Here is a 26,509-nt window from a genome sequence, read left to right on the forward strand (position 1 = left end):
CTAGGAATACGATGACGAAGAGAATCCGCACCGCCCTGCTGTTCGGGGCCGCGGCCACCGCCCTTGCCGCCGTTTCGGCCTGCGGCGCCGGCAGTGGCGACGCGAAGCCCTCGGCCCCCGCGAGCCCGGCGGCTTCCGCAGCGGCGGGCGCCGCGTCCGCGGCGCCGTCCGCTTCCGCCACCGCAGGCACGCTCGCGCTGCACACCGACCCGAAGCTGAAGTCGGTGGTGGCGGACGGCCGGGGCATGTCCCTCTACGTGTTCGACAAGGACACACCCGGCACCTCGAACTGCGCGGGCGACTGCGCCGCCCTGTGGCCGCCGGTCCCGGCGGCGGGCGCCTCCGCGGGCCAGGGCCTCAATCCTGACCTGCTGGGCTCCCTCACCCGCGCCGACGGCTCCAAGCAGCTCACGCTCGCGGGCAAGCCGCTCTACTACTACGCGAAGGACGCCAGGCCGGGCGACGTCAAGGGCCAGGGTGTCGGCGGTGTCTGGTACGCGTCCGCACCCGACGGCTGGAAGGCGGGCGTGACCCGCCCCGCGCTCGGCGTGCTCGACGACCCGAAGCTGGGCAAGGTGCTCCAGGACAAGGACGGCAGGACGCTGTACCTGTTCACGAAGGACCAGCCCTGGCCCATGAAGACGGCCTGCGGCTCGGACTGCCTGGCGGCGTGGACGCCGACCGGCGTCGTCACGAACGCGGACGCGAAGGCCGCGGGGCTGCCGGAGAAGGCTCTGTTCACCTTCACCACCCCGGACGGCACCCGCCAGGAGTCGTTCAACTGCTGGCCCGGTTACACCTTCAAGGGCGACACCGCGCCCGGCCAGACCAACGGCCAGAACGTCAAGGGCGTGTGGTTCGCCGTCAGGCAGCACATCACCGCGATCGACCGGGGCAAGACCGTGCCCGCCGCCAAGGGGCCGCAGGCGCCCGCGGCGCAGGGCTCCACCGCGGCGAGCGCCCCCGCGGGCTCCGGCTACGGCTACTGAGCAGCCGGCCCGGCGGCCCGCGGCGGCCGCCGCGCCGGTGCCGGGCCGGGCCGGGCGCGTACAGAAATACGTCACTCCTTCGTCACCGGCCTCTTCCTACGCTCGACTCGTCGGAACTCCCTGCCCGCGAGCCCCTTGGCCAGGCGGCGGACGGGGCAGCTCCGCGCGCGTGGCACCCGCACGACCTCCCCCTCAGGAAACAGAGACCATGACGACGATCGCCGCTCCCGACGCCTCCCCCACCGCACGCCGGGAACACCTCCTGCACGTTCTGGTGACCGACCACGCCAAGGCCCTCCTCTCGTACGCGGAGCGGCTGCTGAGCGACCGGCACCTCGCCGAGGACATCGTCCAGGAGACGCTCATCCGCGCCTGGAACCACACGGAGCGCCTGTACAGCACCGAGGGATCGGTGCGCGGCTGGCTGCTGACGGTGACCCGCAACCTCGTGATCGACCGGATGCGCAGCGCGTCGTCGCGGTACGAGACGGTCGGCGCCGACAACCCCGACGTCACCCAGCGGGACCACGCCGACGCGGTGCTCGCGTCCGTGGACGCGCTGCACCTGCTGCGCCAGCTCTCGGCGGAGCACCGCGAGGTGCTGGTGCACACCTATCTGTGCGGCAGGACCGTGCAGGAGACCGCGGGGATACTCGGGGTGCCCGTCGGCACCGTCAAGTCGCGCCAGCACTACGCGCTCGGCAACCTGCGGGCCCGCGGCAGGCGCTGACCGCGCACCGGCTCCGCTCCCCATGTCCTCACCCGTCTCCCGCCAGGGGCCCTGGGCCCTCCTCCCCTCTCACACGAGGGGGAGGCGCCCGGGGTTCGACACGGCAGCGCGGTGACGCGGAGCGGCCCGCCGTGTTTGGATGCGGTGTGGCGGACGAGCACGCGGGACAGGGCGGCTTCACCGCGGCCACCGGGCACGCGCCGGGCCCGGCCGGCGGCGCAGGGGCGCGCCGCGCCGAGGTTGCGGTGGCGTACGAGGGGCTGCTCCAGATCCGGCGCCTGACCGGCACGGGCCCCGGCGATCCGGCGGCAGCGCCCGCGCCCTGGGAGCGGGCGCGGCCGGTGCGCGCGGTGGCGCTGCTGCTCGAGGCCGCGGACCTGCCGCCGTCCGCCGTGGACGCGCGGGGCGCCCGTACGGCCGCGGGCTACGCGGTACGGGAAGGGGAGCGCCCCGGCACGGCGGTGGTGGAGTGGCTCGGCCCGCCCGGCTCCGGCGCGGCGCTCGCCGAGGAGGACGCGCTGCGGCGGTGCGCCGGGGTGCTGGCACGCCACGGCTGGGAGGCGCTGCTCTACCGGGGGCCGCGGCGGCGGCGCCGTCTGGAGGTGGAACCCGCGGACGCCGGGCCCGCGGTGCGGGGCCCGGCGTCCTGAGGGTCGTGCGGTGTGCTGCCGGGTCAGGGGTAGCTGACCAGGTCGGCCACGTTGGAGGAGGAGTTGGCCGGTCCCCCGCGGTCGTTGATGACGTGCCGGATGGTGCCCGTGCCGCCGAGGGACACCGAGACCATGTCGTGGAACTTCACTCCCGCCGTGTTCGGCACCTCGAAGGAGTGCTCGGCGGTGACGGACGGGTTGGTGCTGAAGAAGCAGTAGCTGCCGAGGCCCCACGCCTCGTGGCTGGTGACGTTGTCCGCCACCTTGTAGGCGGGGTGTCCCTGTTGGGATCCGTCCATCCAGGCGGCCTGGTTCGGCGGGTCGTAGGGCATCTCGTTCTGGAAGAAGTACGTGCGGCCGCCGTCGGCGTTCCAGACGACCTGGTCCTTCTCGTAGTGCTCCACGAACAGGCCGTACATGGTGACGTCGGCGCCGTTGACGACGAGCCCGGTGTCGGCGGTGTTGGTGTTCCAGCCGACGCCGCTGCCGTGGTCGGCGCGCCAGAGCCACATGTGGTCGCCGATGACGTCGCGGCTGTTGACGACGAGGCTGGTGGTGGCCTTGCCGACGCCCGCGCCGCCGATGCGGAAGAACACGTCGCTCAGCTCGGCCGGGTCGGAGGCGTGGCTCGCGTTCGACCCGTCGGGCCCGATCTCCATCAGGCGGGCGGAGTTGGTGGTGCCCGCGTCGATGAGCAGGCCCGCGAGCCTGAGCCCGCCGACGTCGGCGGTCCTGACGGCCTCGATGCCGTTGTCGGGTACGAGGGTGGCGAGGCCGAGCCCGAGGACGACGGTGCCCGCGCGGGTGATGTCCAGCGTCCGGTCCAGGTGGTAGACGCCTGGGGTCACCAGCAGGTTCTTGCCCTGGGCCAGCGCGTTGTTCATGTCGGTCGCGGTGGCGCCCGGCTTGACGATGGAGAACTGGCTCAGGGGCAGGGACGTGCCGGGCGGGTTGCCGTTCCCCCAGGTGGTGCCGGTGGTGGCCGTGCGCTGGGCCGGTACGAAGACGTTCCAGTTGTTCGCGCCGTCCACGTAGAGGAACGGCTTCTCCGCGACCTTCGGTGTCTGGTTGACGGTGGTGTAGGGCGGGTTGGGGAAGGAGTTGGCCGGCGCGTTGCGGTCGCCGACGAAGACCATGTTCCAGTTGGAGCCGCTCCAGCTGCCCCAGTTGTCGTTGCGGGACAGCCACTGCTGCTGGGTGCCCGACCTGACCTGGCCGTCGATCGTGCTGTCGGCCATGAATCCGCCGCTTGCCCAACCGCCGTCGTCGAGCGCGAGGTTGCCGCGCACGTGCATGCGGCGGTAGGGGGCGGCCTGCGAGACGGCCCAGCGGTCGGTGCCGCCCGTGGGGGTGACGGAGAGGTTCTCGGCATCGCGCCAGAAGTTCTGGGTGGCGTTGTTCGGCGGGAACCAGTCGGCCTCCGCGTGCACCGCGCCGTTGATGTCGACGTCGTCGGGGCTGAGGCCGAGCCCGGCCACCTGGGTGTAGAAGCCGACGTTGACGTCGGCGCTGTAGGTGCCGGGGCGGAAGAGGAACGCCTGCCGCCGGCTGCCGAACTGGTTGGTCTCCTGCTGGTTGAAGACCGAGGTCAGCTTGGACTGGATGCTCGCGGCGGACATCGAGGGGTCGAAGACCGTGACGTTCGGGCCGAGGTCGGGGGTGCCGGGGGGCGGCGGCGGGTCGGCCGGCTGCAGGGTGAACGACTGGGCCGCCGTGCCGTTGCAGGTGTACTGGCCGAGCTGGACGCTGTCGGCGGTGGAGGCCGCCGGCACGTCGAGGCACTTGCCGCTGTTGCGGTTGACGAAGTGGTACGCGCCGCCGGACTCGGCGACGGGCAGCCACTGCTGGTTGGTGCCGCCCGTGTAGTTCCACAGCTGGATCTTCGCGTTGTCGGCGGTGGAGACGTCGGTGACGTCCCAGGCCTGCGCGGGGGCGTTGCGGTTGCCGACCTGGTAGTAGCCGCCGCTGGTCGCGGTGAACTGCCAGTTCTGGGCGGTGGTGCCGTTGCAGGCGTACTGCTGGACCGCGGTGCCGTCGGCGGTGGCAGCGGCGGCCGCGTCCACGCACTTGCCGCTGCCCTTGCCGACGACGTCGAGCCAGCCGGTGGGCACGGCGGCCGCGCGAACGGGCGCTGCGGCCGCCGTGCCGTGCGGGACGACGAGGACGGAGGCGCACAGGGCGGCCGCGCCGGCGAGCGCGCCGAGCAGGGCGCGCCGCCTGCGGCTCCCCGGCCCGGTGGCCGCGCTGCCCGGCCGGGCAGCGCGGGAGGGGGCCATCAGTTCACCGTCCACTTCTGGTTGGCGGTGCCGGTGCAGGTCCACAGCTGCAGCCGGGTGCCGTTGGCCGAGCTCTGGCCTGTGGCGTCCACGCACTTGTTCGCCTGCGCGTTGGTGATGTCGTGGGCGGCGTTGGGCGTGAACTTCTGGTTGGGGCCGCCGGTGCAGTCCCACAGCTGGAGCTGGGTGCCGTCGGCGGTGCCGTTGCCCGTGGCGTCGAGGCACTTGCCGAGCACCCGCAGGGTGCCGTCGGAACCGACCGTCCACGCCTGGGCGCCTGAGCCGTTGCAGTCGTAGAGCTGTACGGGGGTGCCGTTGGCGTTGCTCGCGGCGGCGGCGTCCATGCACTTGCCGCCGATGCCGGTGATGGTGTGGGTGCCCGAGGGCGGCGGTGTGGTGTTGCTCGTGGTGACGTGGACGTAGTCCACGACGAGCTGGGAGGGGAAGGGGGTGGAGCCGTCCGGGTCGCCGGGCCAGTAGCCGCCGACCGCGAGGTTGAGGATCAGGAAGAACGGCTTGTTGAACGCCCAGCTCCTGCCGCCGAGGTCGGCGGGCGTACGGGTCTCGTAGGCGTTGCCGTCCACGGACCAGGTGATGGAGTTCGGCGACCAGTCGACGGCGAAGGTGTGGAAGGCGTCGGCGAACGCCTGGCCGCCGGGGAGGGTGTAGCCGGCGCCGATGCCGCCGGACCCGGAGTAGCCGGGGCCGTGGATGGTGCCGTGCACGGAGCCTGGCTCGAAGCCGACGTTCTCCATGATGTCGATCTCGCCGCTGTTGGGCCAGCCGACGCTGCCGATGTCGTTGCCGAGCATCCAGAAGGCGGGCCACATGCCCTGGCCGCGCGGGATCTTCATCCGGGTCTCGACGTGCCCGTACTGCGCGGAGAACTTGCCCGAGGTGTTGAGACGGGCCGAGGTGTACTCGCAACGGCCGTACCAGCACTGGTAGTTGCCGGGGTTCTCCTTGCGCGCCTCGATCACCAGGTGGCCCTGGCCGTCCAGCTTCGCGTTGGCGTTGCCCGGGGTGTAGTACTCGCGTTCGTGGTTGTCGACGTTGTCACCGGTCTCGGTGTTCCACCTGCTGCCGTCGGGGCCCGCTCCCGCGGGGCCGTCGAAGTCGTCGGTGAACGTCGCGGCGGCGGCGCGCGGGGCCGCGGGCGCCGCGGTGGCTGCGGTGGGGAGCGCGGCGACGGCGCCGGAGCAGCACAGGAGGGTCGCGGCGGACAGCGCGAGTCTTCGCATCCATCGGGTTCGCACAGGTCATCACATCGCTTCTGGTGGGGACGGGCGAGAAGGGCGTGCGCATGACATACGGAGCCGGCCGACGGCCGGCCCTCGGGGGTCCGGCCGTCGGCGCTTATTTCAGTTCTTGATTTAAGGCATGGCGCATGTGCACGTCAAGACGCTGGTATGGACCAGCCTCAGCCGTCCGCCACCCGCTCCAGATGCGCCGTCAGGAGCGCCGTGACCTCGGCGGGCCGCTCGGCCGACGCGAGGTGACCGCCCTCCACCACGTCGAGCCTCGCCCCCGGGATCGCGTCCGCGAGCTCGCGGCCGTGCGACACCGGGGTCGCGACGTCGCCCGCCCCCGCGACCACCTGCGTGGGCGCGGCGATCGAGCCGAGAAGGTCGCGGACGCCGAAGGCGGCGAGCGCGTCGCAGCACGCCGCGTATCCCACCGGGTCCACCGCCGCGTGGTCGGCGAGCAGGGCGGCGCCGCGCGGCGTCGTGGCCGTCTCCGGGGCGGCGAACCAGCGGCCGGGGGCGGTGGCGACGAGGGACGCCACCCCCTCCCGCCTGACCTGCGCCGCGCGTGCGCGCCACGGCTCGGCGCCGCCGAAGTGCGCGGAGGTGCACACGAGCGCCAGCGAGGAGACGCGCTCCGGGTGGTGGATCGCCAGGTACGTGCCCACGGCGCCGCCGAGCGAGACCCCCGCGTAGTGGAAGGCGCCGATGCCGTACCGGTCGGCGAGGCCGAGCACCAGGTGTGCGAGGTCCGCCACGGTGGTGCCCCCCGGCTCGGGGTGCGGCAGGGCTGCGGACGGGGTGCCCCCGTGGCCCGGCAGGTCGTAGCGCACCACCCGGTGGGCCCGGCCGAGGGCGGCGAGCTGGGGCACCCACAGGTCGAGCGAGGTGCCGAGCGAGGGCCCGAGGATCAGGGCGGGCGCGCCTTGCGGGCCCGCGACGTCGTGGTGCAAGGCAGCGGCGGTATCGATCACCCGGCCATCCTCTCAGGGGCCGGCGAAGCGCACGAGGGTGCGGTACCACTGCCCCACGGCGCGGGCGCGCGGTACGGTCGAGGGAGCGCCCTACCCGCCGGTAACACGATCGGAGCCGCCATGCCGCGCACCTTCACCGTTTCGGACAGCGTCGTCGTCGCCAGGCCGCCGCTGCCGGTCTACGAAGAGGTCAGCAACGTCTGGCAGATGCACCGCTGGAGCCCGGAGAACCTGGGCGCCCGGGTGCGGGGCGGGCAGCGGCCCGCCGAGGTGGGCATGGTCTTCGACGGGCGCAACCGGCGGGGCCGTTCCTCGTGGACGACCCGCTGCACGGTGCTCGCCGCGGACCCCGGCGAGCGGTTCGCCTTCCGGGTCGGCGCGATCGGGCTCCGCACCCCGCGGCTGCGCGGCCCCATCGCCACCTGGGAGTACCGCTTCGAGGCGGTGCCCGGCGGCACCCGGGTCACCGAGACCTGGACCGACGACAGGCGCCGCTGGCCCGACCCGGCGGCCCGCGCCTTCGACCGGATCGCGACGGGCGGCACGTTCGCCGACTTCCAGCGGCGCAACATCGCCACCACGCTGCGCAACCTCAAGGCGGCGCTGGAGGCCGTCTAGCCGGTCCGCGCCCCCACAGGCCGCCTTGGGCATATGCCAGGCGCACGCACGTGTCGAGTGTTGCCAAATGGCTTACGGGGCACCTGCCGCTGTGCGAGAGTCAGGGGGGTCAAGCACCCGGACGCGTCCGACGGCGCGCCCCGTACCCGGAGTTGCCCGATGCCGTCCTCCCTCTTCGCGGACCCTCCCACCCCGCCGTCCCGGCGCGGTCCCGTGGACGCGCTCATCACGCAGGCCCGCAGGCTGCGCGGCGAGGTCGACGCGGTGCGGCAGGACGCGGCGGCGGACGACGACACACTGTGGCGCTGGCAGCAGGCACTCTGCGACCTGGCCGTACACCAACTCGACGATCTCGGGGCGCACTTGGACCAGCTGCGGGCCGGGCGCCCGACCGGGTCCGGCCCCCGCGCCGGGCAGGCGCGCGAGGCGGACCCGGGCGCCGCTGCCCGCACGGGGCCGCTGACCGGCCGCGTCGGCAGCGCCGAGTGGAACCTCCTGACGGACGAGGTCAGCTGGTCCGACGAGCTGTACGGCATCCTCGACCGCCCTCGCGCGGCCGGGCCCATGTCGCTGGACGAGCTGCCTTCGCTGGTGTTCGCCGAGGACCGGGCCCTGCTCGCCTCGATGGTGACGGGGTGCCTGGTCGACGGGCGCCCCGTGGACGGCGAGTTCCGCGTGGTGCACGCCTGCGGCCGGGTCCGCACGGTGCACATGACGGGCGAGCCGGTCCTCGACGCCGCAGGACGCGCCGCGTCGATGTGGGCCGTCGTGCGGGACGTGAGCGACCTGCGCCGCGGTGAGGGCGTGGTCAGGGCCTCCCGCGCCCTCGTCCCCAACGACGCGGGGACCGCGGGGCCGCGCGGGCCCGCCGCCCCGCTGCCCGAGGCGGTGCTGCAGGACCCCGGCGGCGCGGGGCCGCGGGCGGAGGGGCCCGCCCCGCTCGACGTCGCGGCCTACTGCCCGCAGGGCGGGGGCGGGCCGCTCCTCGGCGGCGACTGGTACGACGTGTTCGAACTGCCGGGCGGCGACACCCTGCTGGCCGTGGGCGACCTCACCGGGCACGGGGCGGCCACGGCCTCGTCCGTCGCGATGGTGCGCGGCGCGCTGCGCGGCCTGGCCGTCGCGGGCATCGCACCGGGGGACGCGCTCGGCCATCTCGACCGGCTCGTCGAGGCGCAGGAGCAGCCCGCGCTCGGCGGCGCGCTCTGCGCCAGGCACCGGCAGGAGACCGGGACGTTCTCCTGGGCGCAGGCCGGGCTCCCGGCGCCGGTCCGCTTCCGTGGCGGCGCGGGCTCCCCGCTGGAGGGGCCCGACGGCGTGCCGCTCGGCGCGACCGCCGGCGGCTCGTACGCGCAGGAGGACGCCGGACTGCTGCCGGGCGACGTGCTGGTGCTGTACACGCGGGCGCTCGCCGCCGACGCGCACCCCAGGCTGCTCGCGCTGGCGCCCCGGCTCTCGGCCGCCCGCTCCGCGCGCGAGTGCGCCGCCGTGCTCGCCGCCGCGTTCGGCGGCCCGCGCACGGACGACGCGTGCGTGCTGGTCGCGCGGGTCTCCTGAGCCCTGGACCGGCCGGGGCGCCGCCGCCCGGGACCCGGCTACACGCTCGCGCCGCGGGCGCGCTGCGGTGCCTTCGGCAGGGCGGTCTCGATCTCGTCGCGCAGGTCGTCGGTGGCGGAGTGGCCCGCGTACCTGCCGGTGAGCCGGTACATCTCGCGCAGCCGGTCCCAGGTGCGGTGCGAGGAGGTCTCCCCGATCGACACCAGCGCGAGGCGGGCATAGCGGTCCGCCTCCTCCGGGTCGCCGCCGATGAAGCACGCCGACGCCATCGACAGGTAGTCGAAGATCGTGGACCTCTTGCGGCTCTTGGCCCGCAGGTCGAGCGCCTTGACGGCGTGTCCGCGCGCCGTCGCCGCAGCGGCCGGGTCGTGGTCGGCGAGCGTGCGGAAGGCGAGCGCCTCCATGCCGTGCAGGTCCGCCTCGTCGAACATCTCCATCCAGCTGGGCGCGTCCTCGCCCTCGCCGCGGTCGGAGACGAACAGCTCCTCGGCCTCGCCCAGGGTGCGGCGCATCGCCCGGCCGTCGCCCATGGCCGCCTCGGCCCACGCCTCGACGGTCCGCAGCATGGCCCGCGTCCTCGGCAGCGCGCGGCCGCCGGACCCCGACGCGGCGAGCTTCATCAGGTCCAGCGCGTCGTCGGGCCTGCCGAGGTGAACCATCTGGCGCGCCGCCCTGGACAGCGCCTCGCCGGCGCGCGGCCGGTCGCCGCCCTCGCGCGCGGCGTGCGTCGCGATGACGAAGTACTTCTGCGCGGTGGGTTCGAGCCCCACGTCGTGGGACATCCAGCCGGCGAGCACGGCGAGGTTCGCCGCCACGCCCCACAGCCGCCGCTGGATGGGTTCGGGGTGGCGGTAGGCGAGCATGCCGCCCACCTCGTTGAGCTGGCCCACCACGGCCTTGCGCTGGAGGCCGCCGCCGCGTGCGGCGTCCCAGGCGCGGAAGACCTCGACGGACCGCTCCAGCGCGTCGATCTCCTGGGAGCCGACGGGCGCTGCCTCGTAGCGGTCGAACCCGGCCGCCTCGGCGTGCGGGGCGAGGGTGGCCGCAGGGGCGTCTGCGGCCAGTACGGGGTCGGTGTGCAGCCAGTCGTACATGGCGCCGCTGAGTGCGGAACCTGCGGTGAGCGCGGCACCCGCGCCCATCAAGCCGCGTCGGTTGAGCATGAGGTCCATTCCCGTGAATTCGGTGAGGACCGCCGCCGTCTGCTCCGGCGCCCACGGCAGTTCGTCGGGGTTCTTCTCCCTGCTCCCGGCGTCCTGCCGCTTCCCGGGGCGCCGGGTGCGTACGAACCCGAGGTCCTCGATGGTCACGACACGGCCGAGCCGCTCGGTGAACAGAGCCGCGAGCACCCGCGGGACCGGATCGCGCGGGGTCTCCCCCATGTCGATCCACCGCCGCACGCGCGAGGTGTCGGTGGACAGCTGCGGGTGGCCCATGGCCGCCGCCTGCTTGTTCACCAGCCTCGCGAGCTCGCCCTTCGACCAGCCGGCCAGGCCGAACAGGTCGGACAGGCGGGTGTTGGGTTCTCCACTCACAATCAAGCCCCCAGGATCTCGGCTGACTTGACAGTAGCCCCCTGGCAGATGCGTCGCGACTATTCGCCAGGGTTCGCCAGGGCCCGCCAGATGGTGTGCCACCCGCGCACCGGTGTCGGGTAGGAGTGCGCCATCCCGCCCCCGCGGCCCCCGGGTACTCCCCAGGGTGCCGGGGCGCAGGGGCGGAGGGCGCGCGCAACTCGTCGGCACACGAAGGGATCTGTCTCGCCCATGTACACAGCATCGGCCTCCGTGTCCGCCCCCTCACGCCCGCCGCGCACGATCATGCCGGGCGGCGGGCCCTACGCCGCTCCCGGCCAGGGACGGCGCCCGGCGGGCGCGGCCATGCACCAGGTCAGCGGGAGACTCGACCTGTCGGGGTCGCAGGGCGCGCAGCTGCGGACGGCGGTCGCCTCGGTGCTGCGCATCTGCCCCGAGTTCCACCCGGCGCAGGTGCTGCGCCGCAGCGGCCGCTCGGTCCTGCTGGTGGGCTCCGCCGGGCGGGCCACCGTCGTCGCCAAGTGCCTGCTCGACCAGTCGCCGCTGTGGGCGGAACGGTTCCGCCACGAAATAGCGTCGTACCGCGCCTTCGTGAGGCACCGTCCGCCGGTGCGGGTGCCCCGGCTGGTGGCGGCCGATCCGGACGGCGGAGCGCTGGTGCTCGAACGCGTCCCCGGCCGCCCCGCGGGCCTGGCCAGGCACCCGCTGCAGGCACCGGCGCGCGCGGACGTGCGCTCGGTGCTCGGCGCGATCACCCGGCTCAACGCCTGGCAGCCGCCCGCGGGGCGCTTCGACGCGCCCCTCGACTACGCGGCTCGCCTCTCCCGCTACCACGAGCTCGGCCTCTTCACCGACCGGGACCTCGGCGACCTGCAGAAGCTGCTGCACGGCATCGCCGCCGCGCGCGGCGCCTCGCGCCAGTTCTGCCACGGCGACGCCCTGCTCTCCAACATCCTGATGTCCCCGACCGGTCCCGTGCTGGTCGACTGGGAGCACGCGGGCTGGTACCTGCCGGGCTACGACCTGGCGACGCTGTGGGCGGTGCTCGGCGACGACGCGCAGGGGCGGCGCGAGATCAGCAGGCTCGCGCAGCTGGCGGGGCCCGCCGCGCGCGACGCCTTCCTCGTGAACCTGATGCTGGTCCTCACCCGCGAGATCCGGATGTACGAGACCGCGGTGCAGCGGACCTTGCGGGAGGCGCCCGCGACGGGCGCGGCGGCAACAACGCAGAGCGGCCTCGCGCCGGGCGAGGAGCAGCGGCTGCTGCTGCGCCGCCTGCACGACGACTGCGCCCTGGCGCGGCGCGCGGTGCGCGCGGCGGTCGGGACGCGCTGAGCGCGCCGCACGGGCCGGGCCGCCTGGCGGGTGCGCCCGGCCGACGCGCCGCCCAGGCACCGTACGCGGGGCAGCGCCGTACGCGAGCGGCGCGGCGAACTCGCCGCTCCCGAGGGGGGCTTCGCCGCCGCGAGCGCGCCCAGCGGGCGATTCAGCCCTGCTGGAACAGCTCGGCGGGCAGCGGCTTGAGCAGTGCGTAGAGGTCGTCCGTGATGGGCCGGTCCCAGCTGGCGATCGTCACGAGGACGTTGTCGCTGCGGTCGAACTGCACGCAGGAGATGCGGCTCTCGGAGAGCTTGAGGCGGCGCACGATCAGCAGGTTGTCCCCCTGCATCACCGGGGTCTCGTCGCTGCCCGCGACCTCGACGGGCTCGTCGTTCTCCAGCGCGAGCAGCAGCTGCGCCACCTCGAAGGGGACCTGGCCCTCGCCGAGCTCCCGTGCGGGCGAGCCCTCCGGCAGATTGCCGATGATCATCGCGGGGCCGCGGCCGCCGAACAGGTCGTAGCGGAGGAACACGCCCTGGCAGCTGCCGTCGGGAGCGGGCAGCAGACCGGCGCCGAGATTGCCCGGCCAGTCGCCGGGGTCCATGGCCAGGACGTCGAAGTCGGGGCCCGCGGGCGTGGCTGCGCTGCGGCGGCGGAGGAAGGACATCACCCCATCGTAAGGGTTTCACCGCACCGCCCGGAGCGGGGTGCGGGGGGGGCCGCGCGGTCTCCTTCCGCGCGCACCGGGGCGGCGCGCCGCCGGGTCAGGTGAGGTCGAACTCGCCGTCGCGCGCGTTGATGACGAACGCCCGCCACTCCGCCGGGCTGAAGATCAGCGAGGGGTTCTCGGGGCGGCGCGCGTTGCGCATCGCCACGAAGCCCTCGACGAAGGCGATCTGCACGTCGCCCACTCCCTGGCTGCCGGAACGCCAGTCCGCTCCGGTCAGGTCGAGATCCTGCGCCTCCCGTCCACGGCCCGTCCTGTGCGCCCCGGTGGTGCTCTCGGCCACTGCGTGCTCCTCCCGTTCTCCGTCCCCCGGCCAGCGTAGCGACGCCCGCACCGCCCCGACAGGGCGCGGACGGCGGCGGCCGCGCGGCTCTTGACGGTCGGCCGCGGCGGCTGGATAACGTGGTCGCGTACCGCTCTACCGAATGATCGGTCGACGGAAGGGAGTACGCCGTGGGACTTCTGCTCGACCCCGGGGAGCGGCTGAGCCGCGCCGAGCTCGGGGCGCTCCAGCTGGAGCGGCTGCGGGCGACGCTCCGGCACGCCTACGAGCACGTCGGCTTCTACCGCAGGGCCTTCGACGCCGCGGGGCTGCGCCCCGAGGACTGCCGCTCGCTCGCCGACCTGGGGCACTTCCCGCTGACCGCCAAGGCGGACCTGCGGGAGAACTACCCGTTCGGCATGTTCGCGGTCGACCGGTCCGAGATCCGCCGCGTCCACGCCTCCAGCGGTACGACGGGCCTGCCGACGGTCGTCGGGTACACCGCGCACGACCTGGACACCTGGGCGGACATGGTGGCGCGCTCCCTGCGGGCGGCGGGCGCGCGGCCGGGGAACAGGGTGCACGTCGCCTACGGGTACGGCCTGTTCACCGGCGGCCTCGGCGCGCACTACGGGGCGGAGCGGCTCGGCTGCACGGTGATCCCGGCCTCGGGCGGCATGACCGCGCGCCAGGTGCAGCTGATCAGGGACTTCGAGCCCGAGGTCATCATGGTGACGCCCTCGTACATGCTGACCCTGCTCGACGAGTTCGAGCGGCAGGGCGTGGACCCGCGCTCGACGTCGCTGAGGGTCGGCGTCTTCGGGGCCGAGCCCTGGACGGAGGAGATGCGGCGCGAGATCGAGGAGCGGTTCGCGCTGGACGCGGTCGACATCTACGGCCTCTCCGAGGTGATGGGCCCGGGGATCGCGCAGGAGTGCCTGGAGGCCAAGGGGTCGCTCACCCTCTGGGAGGACCACTTCTACCCGGAGGTCGTGGACCCGTTCACCGGGGAGGTGCTGCCGGAGGGCGAGGAGGGGGAGCTCGTCCTGACCTCGCTGACGAAGGAGGCCATGCCGGTGATCCGCTACCGGACCAGGGACATCACCCGGCTGCTGCCGGGCGACGCGCGCGCCTTCCGGCGGATGGCGAAGGTGACGGGGCGCTCCGACGACATGGTGATCCTGCGGGGCGTCAACCTCTTCCCGGCGCAGATCGAGGAGATCGTGCTGCGCACGCCCGCCGTGGCGCCGCACTTCCAGCTGCGGCTGACCCGGGAGGGCCGGCTCGACACCCTGACGGTGCGGGCCGAGGCGCGCCCCGGAGCCGACCCCGGCCTGCGGGCCGAGGCCGCGCGGTCGATCGCGGCGGCCGTCAAGGACGGTGTGGGGGTGTCCGTGGAGGTGGAGATCGTCGAGCCGGAGACGCTGGAGCGCTCGGTGGGCAAGATCCGCCGCATCGTCGACCTGCGGGAGCCGCGCCCCTGAGCCGGGCCCCGGCGCGGGCGATCCGCGGGGTCAGGGGCTGACGGCGAGGAAGACGAACGCCGCGCACAGCACCAGGTGCACCCCGCCCTGGAGCAGGGTGGCGCGGCCCGGCAGCACGGTCAGGCCGCTGACGATCAGGGTCAGCGCGAGCAGCACCATGTGGGTGGGGCTCAGGCCGAGGACGAGCGGCCCCTTGATCCAGACGGTGGCGAGCGCGATCGCGGGGATGGTCAGGCCGATGCTCGCGATGGCGGAGCCGTACGCGAGGTTGAGGCTGGTCTGCACGTGGTCGCGGCGTGCGGCGCGTACCGCGGCGAGCGTCTCGGGCAGCAGGACGAGCAGGGCGATGACCACCCCGACGACGGCCTGCGGCAGCCCGGCGGACTCCACGCCCGACTCGATGGTCGGGGAGACCGCCTTCGCGTCGCCGACGACGGCGGTCAACGCCACCAGCAGCAGGAGGAGGCTGAGCAGCGCGGCGCGCCCGCTGGGTCGCACGTGCCGCTCGCCGCCGTCGTCCTCCTCCCCCGCGCCGGCTCCGTGCCCCTTCTGCGGGCCGTGGCCCTCGCCGCCGTCCGCGCGGAGGTCGGCACGCGGGCGTCCCGCGTCGTCGACCGGGAGGAAGTACTCGCGGTGGCGCACGGTCTGCACGCTGACGAACAGCCCGTACAGGGCGAGCGCGGTGAGCGCGGCGAAGGTGAGCTGTGTGCCGGAGAAGCGCGGCCCCGGCGTGCTGGTGGTGAAGGTCGGCAGGACGAGGCCGAGGGTCGCGAGCGTGCCCACGGTGGCGAGCGCGGTGCTCGCCCCCTCGGCGCTGAACACGGCGACGCGGCGGCGCAGCGCGCCGATGAGCAGGCAGACGCCCACGATGCCGTTGGTGGTGATCATGACGGCGGCGAAGACGGTGTCGCGGGCCAGGGAGTGGCTCTTGGCTCCCCCGTCGATCATCAGGGTGACGATGAGGGCCACCTCGATGAGGGTGACGGCGACGGCGAGCACGAGCGAGCCGAACGGCTCACCCACCCGGTGGGCGACCACCTCCGCATGGTGGACGGCGGCGAGTACCGCGCCGGCGAGGCAGAGCGCGACGAGGGCCGTAGCGAAGCCGGGCAGCCCCTTGCGGCCCCAGCTCAGGACCAGGGCGATCACGGCGACGACCGGCACGGCGACGGTCCAGCGGGACAGCACGGTCCGCAGGGTGAGGCGCGTCGTCATGTCCGACACGCTGCCAGAGCCCGGCGCCGCGCGCGCGTCGGAGCGCGGCGGGGCGCCGGGCCCCGCCGCGCTCCGGGCGGCGGGGCCGCCCAAGCGCCGGAAGGGTTCCGCGGACGGCGGCGTCGGCGTCAGACCCGTACCGGCACGGGGGCCTCGGCCTCCGGCAGGGGGGCGTCGCGGCGCGCGCCCGCGGCGACGACGGCCAGGCAGCAGGCCGCGATCACCGCGACGGCGGTGAGCAGCACCGGGTAGGGCACCCAGGAGGAGATCAGCGCGAGCACGGTCGGCAGCAGGAACCCGGCGTAGGCGAGGGTGTAGTACACGCCGGTCAGGCCCGCGAGGTCGTCGGCCGATGCGATGCGCTGTACTTCGAGCAGGCCGGTGACCACGGCGATGCCGTATCCGGCGCCGAGGACGACGGCAGCGGCGAGGGCGAGCCAGGGCGAGCGCAGCTCGGCGTCGACCGCGCACAGGACGGCGCCAGCGAGGAGCACGGCCATGGCGACGACGCCGGGTTTCGGGCCGCCCGCGGCCCGGTCGAGGCGCTTGGCGAGCGGCTGCACGGCCACGCCCGTGCCGAGGTAGAGGACGGTCAGCGCGGTCGCGTAGACCAGGCCCCAGCTGCCGAGCCTGTCGTCCACCAGCTGGGGCATCACCGCGTAGGCGAGCCCGGCGGCGCCGAAGACCCAGGGCGCCATCGGCAGCACGAGCAGCCGGAAGCGGCTGCGGCCGTGCGCGGGCACCCGCAGGTCGCCGAGCAGGCTGCCGCGCGGCCCCGGCGCGGCGGCGCGGGTCTCCGGCAGGCGCGGCAGCCCGGCGAGGGCGGGCAGGGTGAGCGCGACGTGCACGACGTACGGCAGGACCATGGGCCAGGGACCCCACTGGGCGAGGACACCCGCGACCCCGGCGCCGAGTCCGAACCCCGCGGTGAGCCAGAGCGAGGCGCGCCGGGCTCCGGTGGTCGGGTCGGCGGCGTCCGCGGACAGCTCCTTGACCCAGCTGCTGCCGACGGACATCGCGATGCCGACGGCGACGCCGGTGAGCAGCCGCCCCGCGTAGATCGGCAGCGGCCCGTCGGCGCCGAAGGCGAGGACGGCGCTGGCGACGGCGGACGCTGCGGTGCCCGCGACCATGACGCGGCGCCTGCCCCACCGGTCCGAGAGGGGGCCGGCGAGGAGCAGGCCGGGGATCAGGCCGACGACGTACGCGCCGAGGAACGCGTCGACGCTGAGCACGGAGTAGCCGCCGACGCGGCGGTACATCAGCAGGAGGGGCGTGAACTGGTTGCCGCCCCAGCCGCAGGCGAACATCGCGGCGGCCGCGGTGCGCGCGCGCCCGGCGCCGGTCATGCCGCTCCCCCGTCCCGGCCGGCCGCGCCGCCCGGCTGGTGGGTGCCGGTGAGGTGCGCGGCGAGCGCGACGGCGAAGGCGGCCGCGTCCCGGTCGAGCAGCAGGCCGAGCAGCTCGGCGTGCTCGTCGGCGAGCACCGCGAGCCGTTCGGGACGGGGGACGAGCGCCGAGACGCTCATCCGGCGCTGGCGGTCGGTGAGGGTGCCGTAGAACTTGCTGGACAGGGCGTTGCCCGAGGCGTCGACCACGGCGCGGTGGAACTCCTCGTCGACCTCGGCGAACCCCTCGACGTCCCGCGCGGCTGCGCGGGCGCGCTGGTCGTCGACCAGCTCCCGCAGGTGTGCCTCGTGGCGCGGTGCGAGGCCGCGTCCGGCGAGGCGGGCCGCCGCCGCGCTCTCCAGGGCCTGGCGCAGTTCGAGCACGTCCTCGGCCTCGCCGGGGGTGACGGGGACGACGACGGCGCCGCGCTTGGGGTGGAGTTCGAGCAGGTCCTCGCTCTGCAGCCGCAGGAAGGCCTCCCGTACCGGGGTCCTGCTCAGGTGGGTGCGGTGGGCGATCTCGCCCTCGCTGATGAGGCTGCCGCCGGGGAGCCGGCCGGTGAGGATGAGGTCCTTGGTGAGCGCGTAGGCGGTGTCGGACGCGGAGGTCCGCGCCGCGCGCGTGGGATCGGGCATGATCACCACCGTACCAGCCTTGCATCTATGCATGGATGCAAGGGGTTTCCCGGGGACTCACCGCCCGAGGGTTGACATGTCCGCTCTCCCGCAAGAAAGTTTCAGCTGCTTGGTGAGGACCGAAAGATACTTTCAGCGGAAGGCGTCCGATGACAAAGGCCCTGACGGAGGATCATGCCGGTGCGGGCAGAGCGGTGAGCAGGCGGCTGTTCGGCGGCGCGGCGCTCGCGCTCGGCGGTGCCCTGGCAGTCGGCCCGCTGCCGTTCGCGGGCACCGCGCGGGCCGCCGCGCCCGCCGGGCGGAGCGCACCGGGCGCCACCACGCTGCGCCGCGGCACCCCGCGCGAGGCGGGCCTCCTCGCCGATGAGCTCGACCTGCTGGTGAGCGACGCGCAGAGCTACCTCGGCCCGTCGCCCCAGCACCCGTACTACGCGGGCGCGGTGCTGCTCGCGGGGCGTGGCGGCACGATCGCGCTGCACCGCGCCATCGGCAAGGCCGTCAGGTACGCGGACTACGACGCCGCCACCGACACCGCCACGGAGTTCCCCGCCGACCGGCAGATCGACGCGGCCGAGGACACCGTCTACGACCTGGCCTCCCTCTCCAAGCTCTTCACCTCGGTCGTCGCCGTCCAGCAGATCGAGCACGGGCGCCTCGACGTCGACGCGAAGGTCGCGAGCTACCTCCCCGCGTACGCGGGCGGCGGCAAGCAGGACATCACCGTGCGGATGCTGCTCACGCACGTCTCGGGGCTCCAGGCCGACCTGCCGTTCTACGAGGCGCCCGACCGCGCCGCCCGGCTCGGGATGCTGTGGGACGAGGCGCCGATCCACCAGCCCGGCACCGCCTATCTCTACTCCGACCTCAACATGATCTCCCTCCAGCTGGTGCTGGAGGAGATCACCGGCCACCCGCTCGACCGGCTGGTGCGCGAGGGGATCACCGAGCCGCTCGGCATGGCCGCGACCCGCTACAACCCGCCCGCCTCCTGGAAGCGGCGGATCGCGGCGACAGAGGTGGAGCGGCCGCCGTGGTCCGCGCTCTCGCGGGGCCTCGTCTGGGGCGAGGTGCACGACGAGAACGCGTACGCCTTCGACGGCGTCGCGGGCCACGCCGGGGTGTTCTCACGCGCGGGCGACCTGGCGGTCCTCGCCCGTACGCTCCTCAACGGCGGCGCCTACGGCACCGCGCGCATCCTGCGGCCCGAGTCGGTGAAGCTGATGTTCACCAACTTCAACACCGCGTTCCCCGGCGACGACCACGGCCTCGGCTGGGAGCTCTACCAGCACTGGTACATGGGCGCCATGGCGACGCCGACGACCGCGGGGCACACCGGCTTCACCGGCACGAGCATCGTCATCGACCCGACGACCGACTCGTTCCTGATCGTGCTCGGCAACTCCGTGCACCCGGTGCGCACCTGGCGCTCCGGCAGCGCGCCGCGGGTGGCGACGGGCGACCGGATGGCGCGGGCCGTGGCGGTCGCGCCGCCCGAGGGCCGCACCGCCTGGTTCTCCGGGATGGCGAGCGCCGCAAGTGCCACGCTCACCCTGCCCGACCTGGCGCTGTCGTCCGCCCACCCGCGCTACGAGGCGTCGCTGTGGTGGGACACCGAGCCCTCCTCCGACGCCGTGTACCTGGAGGCGTCGTCGGACGCGGGCGGCACCTGGACCGCCGTCCCCTTCGTCACCACGGGCGGCGGCCCGGCACTCGACCACGCGGACGGCTCGGCCACCGGCTGGTCGGGCCGCGTCTGGCACGGCGTCAGCGCCGACCTGTCGGCCCACCGGGGCCGGGCCGTGCGGCTCAGGTGGCGGTACGCCACCGACAAGCTCTACGTGGGGCGCGGTGTGTACGTGGCGGGCCAGCGCGTCACGGACGGCGCGGGCACCGCCTTCGACGAGCGGCGCGGCGCCGACGCCCGGCGCGTGGCGGCGGACGGCTGGGCCCGCTCGGCCACCTGACGCGCCGTCGCGCGCCGCGGCGGCCGCTGAGGGGCCGCGCCCCCTCAGCGGCCGAGCACCGCCATCGCCGCGTTGTGCCCGGGCACCCCGCTGACCCCGCCGCCGCGCACCGCCCCCGCGCCGCACAGCAGCACCCGCGGATGCGCCGTCTCCACGCCCCAGCGTCCCGACGCCCCTTCCGGCCCTTCCGGCCCCTCCGACCAGGGGAAGGACAGGTCACGGTGGAAGATGTGGCCGCCGGGCAGGCCGAGTTCGCGCTCCAGGTCGAGCGGGGTCTTCGCCTCCACGCAGGGGCGGCCGTCCGCGTCGCGTGCGAGGCAGTCGGCCAGCGGCTCGGCCAGCCGCTCGTCCAGCTGCGCGAGGGTGGCGGCGAGCAGCCGCTCCCTGGCCGCGTCGTTGTCCGCCGCGAACAGCCGCGCGGGGGTATGCAGTCCGAAGAGGGTCAGCGTCTGGAGGCCGGCCGCGGCCTCCTCGGGGCCGAGGATCGACGGGTCGGTCAGCGTGTGGCAGTAGATCTCCGAGGGCGGAGCGGACGGCAGGCGCCCCGCCGACGCCTCCCGGTGCGCGGCGGCCAGCGCCTCGTACCCCTCGGCGACGTGCAGGGTGCCGGAGAACGCGTCCCGCGCCTCCACGGACGCGTCCCTGAGCCGGGGCAGCCTGCCGAGCACCATGTTGACCTTGAACTGCGCGCCCTCGGCCGGGGGCGGCGGCTCGTCGCCCACGAGTGCCGCGAGCTCCCGCGGCGAGGCGTTCACCAGCACGTGCCGGGCGCCGACGGTGTCCTCGCGATCGCCCGCGCGGTAGGTCACCTCGGCGCCCGCCGCGCCGGTCTCGACGCGCACCGCCTCGTGCCGGGTGCGGATCTCGGCGCCGGCCGCGCGTGCGGCGGAGGCGAGGGCGTCGGTCAGGGCGCCCATGCCGCCGACCGGGACGTCCCAGCTGCCGGTGCCGCCGCCGATGACGTGGTAGAGGAAGCAGCGGTTCTGGAGCAGGGAGGGGTCGTGCGCGTCGGCGAAGGTGCCGATCAGCGCGTCCGTGAGCACCACGCCGCGCACCAGGTCGTGGGCGAAGCGGCGTTCGACGGCCACGCCGATGGGCTCCTCGAACAGCATCCGCCAGGCGCCCTCGTCGTCCACCCGCTCGCGCAGCTCCGCACGGGTCGGCAGGGGCTCGGTCAACGTGGGGAAGACCCGCTCGGCGACCCGCGCCGTGGTGCCGTAGAACTGCTCCCAGGCGATGTACTCGGCGTCGGAGCCGGTGAGTTCCGCGAGCGAGGCGCGGGTGCGCCCCTCCCCCACCAGCAGCCCGCCGTCCCCGTGCGGGGTGTACGAGGAGACGCTCCTGCGCCGCACCGAGAACCGCAGCCCGAGGTCGCCGACGATCGTGTCGGGCAGCAGCGACACGAGGTACGAGTAGCGGGACAGGCGGGCGTCCACCCCGGGGAACGGCCGGGAGGAGACCGCGGCTCCCCCGGTCGACGGACTGCGTTCGAGCACCAGGACGGAGCGGCCGGCCCCGGCGAGGTAGGCGGCGGCGACCAGTCCGTTGTGGCCGCCGCCCACGATCACGGCGTCGTACGTGGTGAGTGCGGGCATGGCCCTTCGTAACACGCGCCCGTCCTGCGGCCAAGGCCCCGGCGCGCGGCGCCTCAGGCCGTGGCGGAGCCCGGCCCCTCGCGCAGCGCGGCGATACGCCACCGCAGCCGCTCCGCCTCCTCGGCGCTGCCGAGCTGCTCAAGGCAGTGCACCTCGTCGCCGAGCGCGGTCAGGGTGTCGGGGTGCGCCTCGCCGAGCACCCTGGCGCGGGCCGCCGAGACCTCCCGGTACTCGGTGAGCGCCTCGGACCAGCGGCCGAGCCAGCCCAGCGCCACGGCGACCTCCCGGCGGCTGACGAGCGTGTCGGAGTGGTCGGGCCCGAGGACCCGGCCGCGTACGGCGGCGATGTCGCGGGCCTCGGCGAGCGCCTCCTCCCAGCGGCCGAGCCGCCCGAGGTTCACGCCGTAGCCGTGCCGGGCGCGCAGGGTCTCAGGGTCTGCGGGGCCGCCGCTGCGCGACCGGTCGGCGATCAGGACGCGGAACTGCCCGAGCGCGTCCTCGCTGCGGCCGAGGCGGCCGAGGCAGATGGCGATCTCGTAGCGGGCGGCGAGCGTGTCCCGGTGGTCGGCGCCGAGGACCTGGGCGCGGGCGAGGGCGACCTCGCGGTACAGGTCGAGCGCCTGCTGCCAGCGGCCGAGCCTGCCGAGCGCGTAGGCGACCTCGTAGCGGGTGACGAGGGTGTCGGGGTGGGCGTCGCCGAGCACCCGGGCGCGGGACGCGGCGACCTGCCGCGCCATGGCGAGGGAGTCCTCGACGCGGCCGAGCCTGCTGAGGCTGAAGGCGAGGTTGTGCCGGCAGCGCAGGGTGTCGGGGTGGTCGGGCCCCATGGTGCGCTCGCGGGAGGCGAGCACCGAGGCGTACACGGCGTGCGCCTCCGCGTGGCGCCCGAGCCTGCCGAGCACGTACGCGGTCTCCTGGCGGGCCGCGAGCGCGTCGGGGTGGTCGGGTCCCAGCGTGCGCTCCCGGCCCTCGGCGACCCGGGTGAACAGATCGAGCGCCTCGGCGGGCCTGCCGGTCCTGCTGAGCGCGTAGGCCGTCTCGTACCGGCTGTCGAGGGTGTCGGGGTGGTCGGGCCCGAGGCAGGTCTCGCGTTCCGCCGCGACCGCGCCGTGCACCTCCTCCGCCTCGGCCCAGCGGCCGAGCCTGCCGAGGCCGAGTCCCGACCTGTGCCGGTCGGCGAGGGCGGCGAGCCGCTCGGGCGTGGGGGTGGGGCGGCGCTTCGGGGTCTGCCCGGTGGCGGGGGCCTGCGGACCGCCCGGCAGGGCGCGGGTCCAGGTGCCGGTGAGCGCGTCGGCGGGCCCGGGCGCCCGGCGCGGCGGGGCGGCGCCCGCGGGCCGGTGGCCCGCCGTCATGCCGCGGGTCCAGGCGGGCAGCCGGGGGTCGCGCGGCGCCGCTGCGGCGCCGACCGGGGTGGAGACGGGGGTGCCCGACGCGGGGGTGACGGCAGGGGTCGTGGCGAGCGCGGGGTCCGTCATCCGGGCGGGCAGCGGCCGGGGGCCGCTCGGCCGGTCGTCGGGGCCGTCGTCCGCGCCGTCCGGCGCGGTCTGCGCGGCGCGCTCGCCCGTCCAGTTGTCGGCGGGCTGCGGCACGGGCGCCCGGACGAACGAGACGCCCGCCGGGGGCGCGGCCGGGCCGCCGCCCGCGAGTCTGCGGCGCAGCTCGGCGGCCTCCGCCGGCCGGTCGTCCGGCTTCTTGGCGAGCAGGTCGAGGATGAGCGCGTCGAGGCGTGCGGGCAGCTCGGGCCGGTGCTCGCGGGGCGGTACCGGCTCCGTCATCCGGTGGCCGACCATGATGGCCCAGGCATGGCTCTTGTCGAACGGGGGTGCCCCGGTGGCCAGTTCGTAGAGCACGCAGCCGAAGGAGTAGAGGTCGCTGCGGCGGTCCGTCTCGCCGCCCGAGATCTGCTCGGGCGACATGTAGTGCGGGGTGCCCATCGCCATGCCGGTGTTGGTGAGCTTGGAGGTCAGCCCGACGTCGTGGCCGAGGCGCGCGATGCCGAAGTCGCAGATCTTCACCGTGCCGTCGGTGAGCCGCATGATGTTGGCGGGCTTGAGGTCGCGGTGCACGATGCCCTGGTCGTGGGTGTAGGCGAGGGCGTCGGCGACCTGGTCGGTGATGTCGAGGACGTCGGCGACGGGCAGCGGGCCGCCGTGGTCGGCGAGTAGCTGGCCGAGGTTGCGCCCGGCGAGCAGCTCCATCACGAGGTAGAGCACGCCCTCGTACTCGCCGAAGTCGTGCACGACGGTGACGCCGCGGTGCTGGAGCTGCGCGGCGACCCGCGCCTCACGCCTGAACCGCTCCCGCATCACCCGGGTCACGGCCTCGTTCTGCTCGGGCCCGATCGGTTTGAGGCACTTGACGGCGACGCGGCGGCCGAGGGCCTCGTCGCGCGCTTCCCACACCTCGCCCATCCCGCCGCGCCCGATCAGTTCGAGCAGTCGGTACCGGCTCTGGATCAGCCTGGTGTCGGCCATGGCCCGCTGTCGCCCCCGTCGCTTCGCTGGTCGCCTCCCGGCCCGTCCAGTATGGCCGCGCGCGTGCGCGGCGGGTACGGTTTTGACCCGCCGGCGGGCCCGGGCCGGGCCACCGCCCCGAGGACATGTTTCGGGGGGCCGCCGGCGCGCCGTGGCGGCCAGCCTACGACCCGCCCGGCCCCCTTCACAGGGCGGGTGCGCGGGGGCGGGTGCACCATGGCGTCATGCTGCTGGCACCGCTCGCCCGTGTGTCGGGGGAGGTGGCCGAGACCTCGGCCACCTCCCGCAAGATCGCGCTGATCGCCGAGGTGTTCCGCGACGCGGAGCCCGAAGACGTGCCGGTGGTGATCGCGTATCTCTCGGGGCGGCTGCCGCAGGGCCGGATCGGGGTGGGCTGGAGCGTGCTGAAGGACCCGCCGCCGCCCGCCGCGGAGGCGTCGCTGACGGTACGGGAGGTGGACGCGGCGTTCACGGCGCTCGCCGCGGTCTCGGGGCCGGGGGCGCAGGCGGAGCGCAGGCGTCTCGTGGGCGGTCTGCTGGGCAGGGCGACGGAGCGGGAGCAGCGGTTCCTGACCGGTGTGGTCTCGGGCGAGGTGCGGCAGGGCGCGCTCGACGCGGTGGCGGTGGAGGCGCTGGCGATCGCCGCGGGGGCGCGGCCCGCCGCGGTGCGCAGGGCGGTGATGCTCGCGGGGTCCGTGTCGCGGGTGGCGCGGCGGCTGCTCGCCGAGGGGCCCGAGGCGCTGGCCGCCTTCCGGCTGACGGTGGGTTCGCCGGTGCTGCCGATGCTGGCGCAGTCGGCGCCCTCGGTGGCGGACGCGGCGGAGCGGCTCGGCGGGTGCGCGGTGGAGGAGAAGCTCGACGGCATCCGGGTGCAGGTGCACAGGGACGGCGGGGCCGTGCGGGTCTTCACCCGCACGCTCGACGACATCACGGACCGGCTGCCGGAGGTCGCGGCGGCGGCGCTGGCCCTCGCGGGGGACGGGTTCGTGCTGGACGGCGAGGTCGTCGCGCTGGGCGCGGACGGCAGACCCCGGCCCTTCCAGGAGGTCGCGGGGCGGGTCGGCTCGCGCACGGACGTGGCGAAGGCGGCCGCGGCCGTGCCCCTCTCCGCGGTCTTCTTCGACGTGCTCGCCGAGGGCGGCGCCGACCTGCTGGACCTGCCGTACACGCGGCGGCACGCGGCGCTTGCCCGGCTGGTGCCCGAGGAGCTGCGGGTGCGGCGGGTCGTGGTGGACGAGGCCGGGGAGGCGGGGCGCGCCGCGGGTGAGGCGTTCCTGCGGGAGACGCTGGGGCGCGGGCACGAGGGCGTGGTGGTCAAGGGCCTCGACACGGTGTACGGGGCGGGCAGGCGGGGCGCCGGATGGCTGAAGGTGAAGCCGGTGCACACGCTCGACCTGGTGGTGCTCGCGGCCGAGTGGGGCCACGGGCGGCGCACCGGCACACTGTCCAACCTGCACCTGGGGGCGCTGCGTCCCGACGGCTCGTTCGCGATGCTCGGCAAGACCTTCAAGGGCCTCACGGACGCGATGCTGGCGTGGCAGACCGAACGGCTGCGCGAACTGGCCGTGGACGACGACGGGTTCACCGTGCGGGTGCGTCCCGAGCTGGTGGTGGAGATCGCGTACGACGGACTCCAGCGCTCCACCCGCTACCCGGCGGGGGTGGCGCTGCGGTTCGCGCGGGTGCTGCGCCACCGGCCGGACAAGCGGCCCCAGGACGCGGACACGGTGGAGACGGTGCTGGCGGGCCGGGACTGACCCGGCCCGCCGGCACGCGCGCCGAGCGGCCCGCCCGCACGCGGGGCGGGCGGGCCGGGCACCGCTACTGGGCGGAGCCGCGCGGCACGACGGCCGAGTCGACCGACGGCAGGGAGCGCCAGTCCGCCGACACGATGCTCGCGTGGTCCTGGGCGAGCAGGTCGAGGCGGTCCTTCGCCTGCTGCTCCGTGGGGTTGGTGCCGTCGATGGCGGGGGCCACGTTCTGGGCGTCGGTCAGCACCACGAAGTAGTGGTTGCGGTCGTACCAGTCGAGGTCGATGCCGTTGGTGACGAAGCCGTCGGCGTCGGTGTCGAAGAACACGAACCAGGGGCGCAGGGTGGCGTCGGCGTAGCGGGTGCGCGGGTCGCCCGGCGTGTTGACGGTGTGCACGGCGGGGAAGGCCGCGGCCTGCGCCAGATTGCCCGCGGCCTGGAGGTCGCGCAGGTGCGTCGCGTACTCCTGGTCGGTCCACAGGTGGTCGAAGGGGTTCTGCTCCTCGACGGTGCCGGGTATCAGCTCGAAGACGAACTTGCCGCGCAGCTGGGCCCTGGTCGGCCAGGCGCCGGCGGTCGCGGCGGCGTCGAGGGTGGCGTACGTGCCCCCGGTCAGGTCGGCGGGACGGAAGACGGAGCCGCCCAGCCTGCTGTTGACGAGCGCGTCGAACTCGGCGGGGCCGCGGCCCTGGTCCGCGAGGAAGCCGTCCTTCATCTCGACCTTGACGACGACCGGCGCGTGGTCGGGGTGCGCGTCGCTCCACGTCTTCAGGTCGGTGAGGCAGCCGGCCAGGTCCTTGTCGGTGGAGCCCGAGGTCAGCCCGGCGACGGTGGTGGCGCCCGTGCAGTTGCTGCTGTTGCCGACGGGGTCGTGGGAGACCCGGAAGGCGGGGCCGACGAGGTTGGTCCAGGTGTCGAGCTCGATCAGCCCGGCCCCGGTGTCGAGCCCGTCGGCGAGGTAGGGGAAGGCCGCCGGGTCGTAGGTGTTGTGGATGCCGACGGCCGTCGACTGGGAGTACGGCAGCTGCTGCACGTCGGCGGCCGAGGCCGGGGAGCCGAGCAGGGCGACGAGGGCGGCGGCGCCTGCGACGGCGGCGGTGCGGACGGATCTGGCCATGGGG

At 74.9% G+C, this 26,509-nt stretch carries 21 protein-coding genes; 9 read left to right on the forward strand and 12 right to left on the reverse strand.

Annotated elements, in window-relative coordinates; genetic code table 11:
* The first annotated feature begins 11 nt into the window (after positions 1-11).
* The 3 genes from AB0910_RS14310 to AB0910_RS14320 all read left to right on the forward strand — a co-directional run bounded on the left by AB0910_RS14310 (position 12) and on the right by AB0910_RS14320 (position 2,369).
* On the forward strand, positions 12-989 hold the full coding sequence (locus AB0910_RS14310; protein ID WP_366744885.1) for an SCO0930 family lipoprotein: 978 nt from the start codon (positions 12-14) through the stop codon (positions 987-989).
* A gap of 208 nt (positions 990-1,197) precedes the next feature.
* Entirely contained in the window at positions 1,198-1,719 is a 522-nt protein-coding gene (locus AB0910_RS14315) for a sigma-70 family RNA polymerase sigma factor (protein WP_366744886.1), read from the forward strand.
* 146 nt (positions 1,720-1,865) lie between these two features.
* Complete coding sequence (locus tag AB0910_RS14320) at positions 1,866-2,369, forward strand: hypothetical protein (RefSeq protein ID WP_366744887.1); 504 nt, start codon at positions 1,866-1,868, stop codon at positions 2,367-2,369.
* 23 nt (positions 2,370-2,392) lie between these two features.
* On the opposite strand, the gene AB0910_RS14325 is transcribed toward AB0910_RS14320, so the two are convergent.
* From AB0910_RS14325 to AB0910_RS14335, 3 genes are all read right to left on the reverse strand, one after another.
* On the reverse strand, positions 2,393-4,645 hold the full coding sequence (locus AB0910_RS14325) for an RICIN domain-containing protein (RefSeq protein WP_366744888.1): 2,253 nt from the start codon (positions 4,643-4,645) through the stop codon (positions 2,393-2,395).
* Positions 4,645-5,886: a family 16 glycosylhydrolase gene (locus tag AB0910_RS14330; RefSeq protein ID WP_366744889.1), complete on the reverse strand. Its 1,242-nt coding sequence runs from the start codon at positions 5,884-5,886 to the stop codon at positions 4,645-4,647. The genes AB0910_RS14325 and AB0910_RS14330 overlap by 1 nt, the downstream gene beginning before the upstream one ends.
* A 179-nt stretch (positions 5,887-6,065) precedes the next feature.
* The gene (locus tag AB0910_RS14335; RefSeq protein ID WP_366744890.1) at positions 6,066-6,863 is read right to left on the reverse strand and encodes an alpha/beta fold hydrolase; all 798 of its coding nucleotides are present in this window, start codon (positions 6,861-6,863) and stop codon (positions 6,066-6,068) included.
* A 120-nt stretch (positions 6,864-6,983) separates the two neighbouring features.
* Between AB0910_RS14335 and AB0910_RS14340 the strand changes: the two genes are divergently transcribed.
* Together AB0910_RS14340 and AB0910_RS14345 are read left to right on the forward strand one after the other, a co-directional pair.
* Positions 6,984-7,481 carry an SRPBCC family protein gene (locus AB0910_RS14340; protein ID WP_366744891.1) on the forward strand — a complete coding sequence of 166 codons (498 nt, stop codon included), beginning with the start codon at positions 6,984-6,986 and terminating at the stop codon, positions 7,479-7,481.
* A gap of 159 nt (positions 7,482-7,640) precedes the next feature.
* Entirely contained in the window at positions 7,641-9,038 is a 1,398-nt protein-coding gene (locus AB0910_RS14345; RefSeq protein ID WP_366744892.1) for a SpoIIE family protein phosphatase, read from the forward strand.
* 38 nt (positions 9,039-9,076) lie between these two features.
* Here AB0910_RS14345 and AB0910_RS14350 read toward each other — a convergent pair whose 3' ends face one another.
* Positions 9,077-10,573 carry a hypothetical protein gene (locus AB0910_RS14350; RefSeq protein WP_366744947.1) on the reverse strand — a complete coding sequence of 499 codons (1,497 nt, stop codon included), beginning with the start codon at positions 10,571-10,573 and terminating at the stop codon, positions 9,077-9,079.
* Between the two features lie 231 nt (positions 10,574-10,804).
* Between AB0910_RS14350 and AB0910_RS14355 the strand changes: the two genes are divergently transcribed.
* Positions 10,805-11,908: an aminoglycoside phosphotransferase family protein gene (locus AB0910_RS14355; RefSeq protein ID WP_366744893.1), complete on the forward strand. Its 1,104-nt coding sequence runs from the start codon at positions 10,805-10,807 to the stop codon at positions 11,906-11,908.
* Positions 11,909-12,059: 151 nt separating this feature from the next.
* On the opposite strand, the gene AB0910_RS14360 is transcribed toward AB0910_RS14355, so the two are convergent.
* Together AB0910_RS14360 and AB0910_RS14365 are read right to left on the reverse strand one after the other, a co-directional pair.
* Entirely contained in the window at positions 12,060-12,560 is a 501-nt protein-coding gene (locus AB0910_RS14360; protein WP_366744894.1) for a hypothetical protein, read from the reverse strand.
* Positions 12,561-12,657: 97 nt separating this feature from the next.
* The gene (locus tag AB0910_RS14365) at positions 12,658-12,903 is read right to left on the reverse strand and encodes a DUF397 domain-containing protein (RefSeq protein ID WP_366744895.1); all 246 of its coding nucleotides are present in this window, start codon (positions 12,901-12,903) and stop codon (positions 12,658-12,660) included.
* Positions 12,904-13,073: 170 nt separating this feature from the next.
* Between AB0910_RS14365 and paaK the strand changes: the two genes are divergently transcribed.
* Complete coding sequence (gene paaK / locus AB0910_RS14370; protein ID WP_366744896.1) at positions 13,074-14,366, forward strand: phenylacetate--CoA ligase PaaK; 1,293 nt, start codon at positions 13,074-13,076, stop codon at positions 14,364-14,366.
* Between the two features lie 30 nt (positions 14,367-14,396).
* Here paaK and AB0910_RS14375 read toward each other — a convergent pair whose 3' ends face one another.
* From AB0910_RS14375 to AB0910_RS14385, 3 genes are all read right to left on the reverse strand, one after another.
* Positions 14,397-15,581 (reverse strand): ionic transporter y4hA, encoded by a 1,185-nt coding sequence (locus AB0910_RS14375; protein WP_366744897.1) that lies wholly within the window; start codon positions 15,579-15,581, stop codon positions 14,397-14,399.
* A gap of 128 nt (positions 15,582-15,709) precedes the next feature.
* Positions 15,710-16,930 carry an MFS transporter gene (locus AB0910_RS14380; protein ID WP_366744898.1) on the reverse strand — a complete coding sequence of 407 codons (1,221 nt, stop codon included), beginning with the start codon at positions 16,928-16,930 and terminating at the stop codon, positions 15,710-15,712.
* Positions 16,927-17,604, reverse strand: coding sequence for a GntR family transcriptional regulator (locus AB0910_RS14385; protein WP_366744899.1), 678 nt, complete (start codon positions 17,602-17,604; stop codon positions 16,927-16,929). Before AB0910_RS14385 ends, AB0910_RS14380 begins: the two co-directional genes overlap by 4 nt.
* Positions 17,605-17,753: 149 nt before the next feature.
* Here AB0910_RS14385 and AB0910_RS14390 point away from each other — a divergent pair, with 149 nt between their 5' ends.
* Positions 17,754-19,568, forward strand: a complete 1,815-nt coding sequence (locus AB0910_RS14390; RefSeq protein ID WP_366744900.1) for a serine hydrolase — start codon at positions 17,754-17,756, stop codon at positions 19,566-19,568.
* A 44-nt stretch (positions 19,569-19,612) separates the two neighbouring features.
* Here the strand turns inward: AB0910_RS14390 and AB0910_RS14395 are convergent, their stop codons facing one another.
* Both AB0910_RS14395 and AB0910_RS14400 read right to left on the reverse strand, forming a co-directional pair.
* Entirely contained in the window at positions 19,613-21,163 is a 1,551-nt protein-coding gene (locus tag AB0910_RS14395) for an NAD(P)/FAD-dependent oxidoreductase (protein ID WP_366744901.1), read from the reverse strand.
* Between the two features lie 53 nt (positions 21,164-21,216).
* Positions 21,217-23,637, reverse strand: coding sequence for a tetratricopeptide repeat protein (locus AB0910_RS14400; protein ID WP_366744902.1), 2,421 nt, complete (start codon positions 23,635-23,637; stop codon positions 21,217-21,219).
* Between the two features lie 224 nt (positions 23,638-23,861).
* On the opposite strand from AB0910_RS14400, the gene AB0910_RS14405 reads away from it, so the two are divergent.
* Complete coding sequence (locus AB0910_RS14405) at positions 23,862-25,394, forward strand: ATP-dependent DNA ligase (RefSeq protein ID WP_366744903.1); 1,533 nt, start codon at positions 23,862-23,864, stop codon at positions 25,392-25,394.
* 64 nt (positions 25,395-25,458) lie between these two features.
* On the opposite strand, the gene AB0910_RS14410 is transcribed toward AB0910_RS14405, so the two are convergent.
* Positions 25,459-26,505 carry a phosphatidylinositol-specific phospholipase C domain-containing protein gene (locus tag AB0910_RS14410; protein ID WP_366744904.1) on the reverse strand — a complete coding sequence of 349 codons (1,047 nt, stop codon included), beginning with the start codon at positions 26,503-26,505 and terminating at the stop codon, positions 25,459-25,461.
* Positions 26,506-26,509 lie beyond the last annotated feature (4 nt).

The organism is Streptomyces sp. NPDC047002 (assembly GCF_040704505.1).
In the GTDB taxonomy this organism is placed as follows: domain Bacteria; phylum Actinomycetota; class Actinomycetes; order Streptomycetales; family Streptomycetaceae; genus Streptomyces.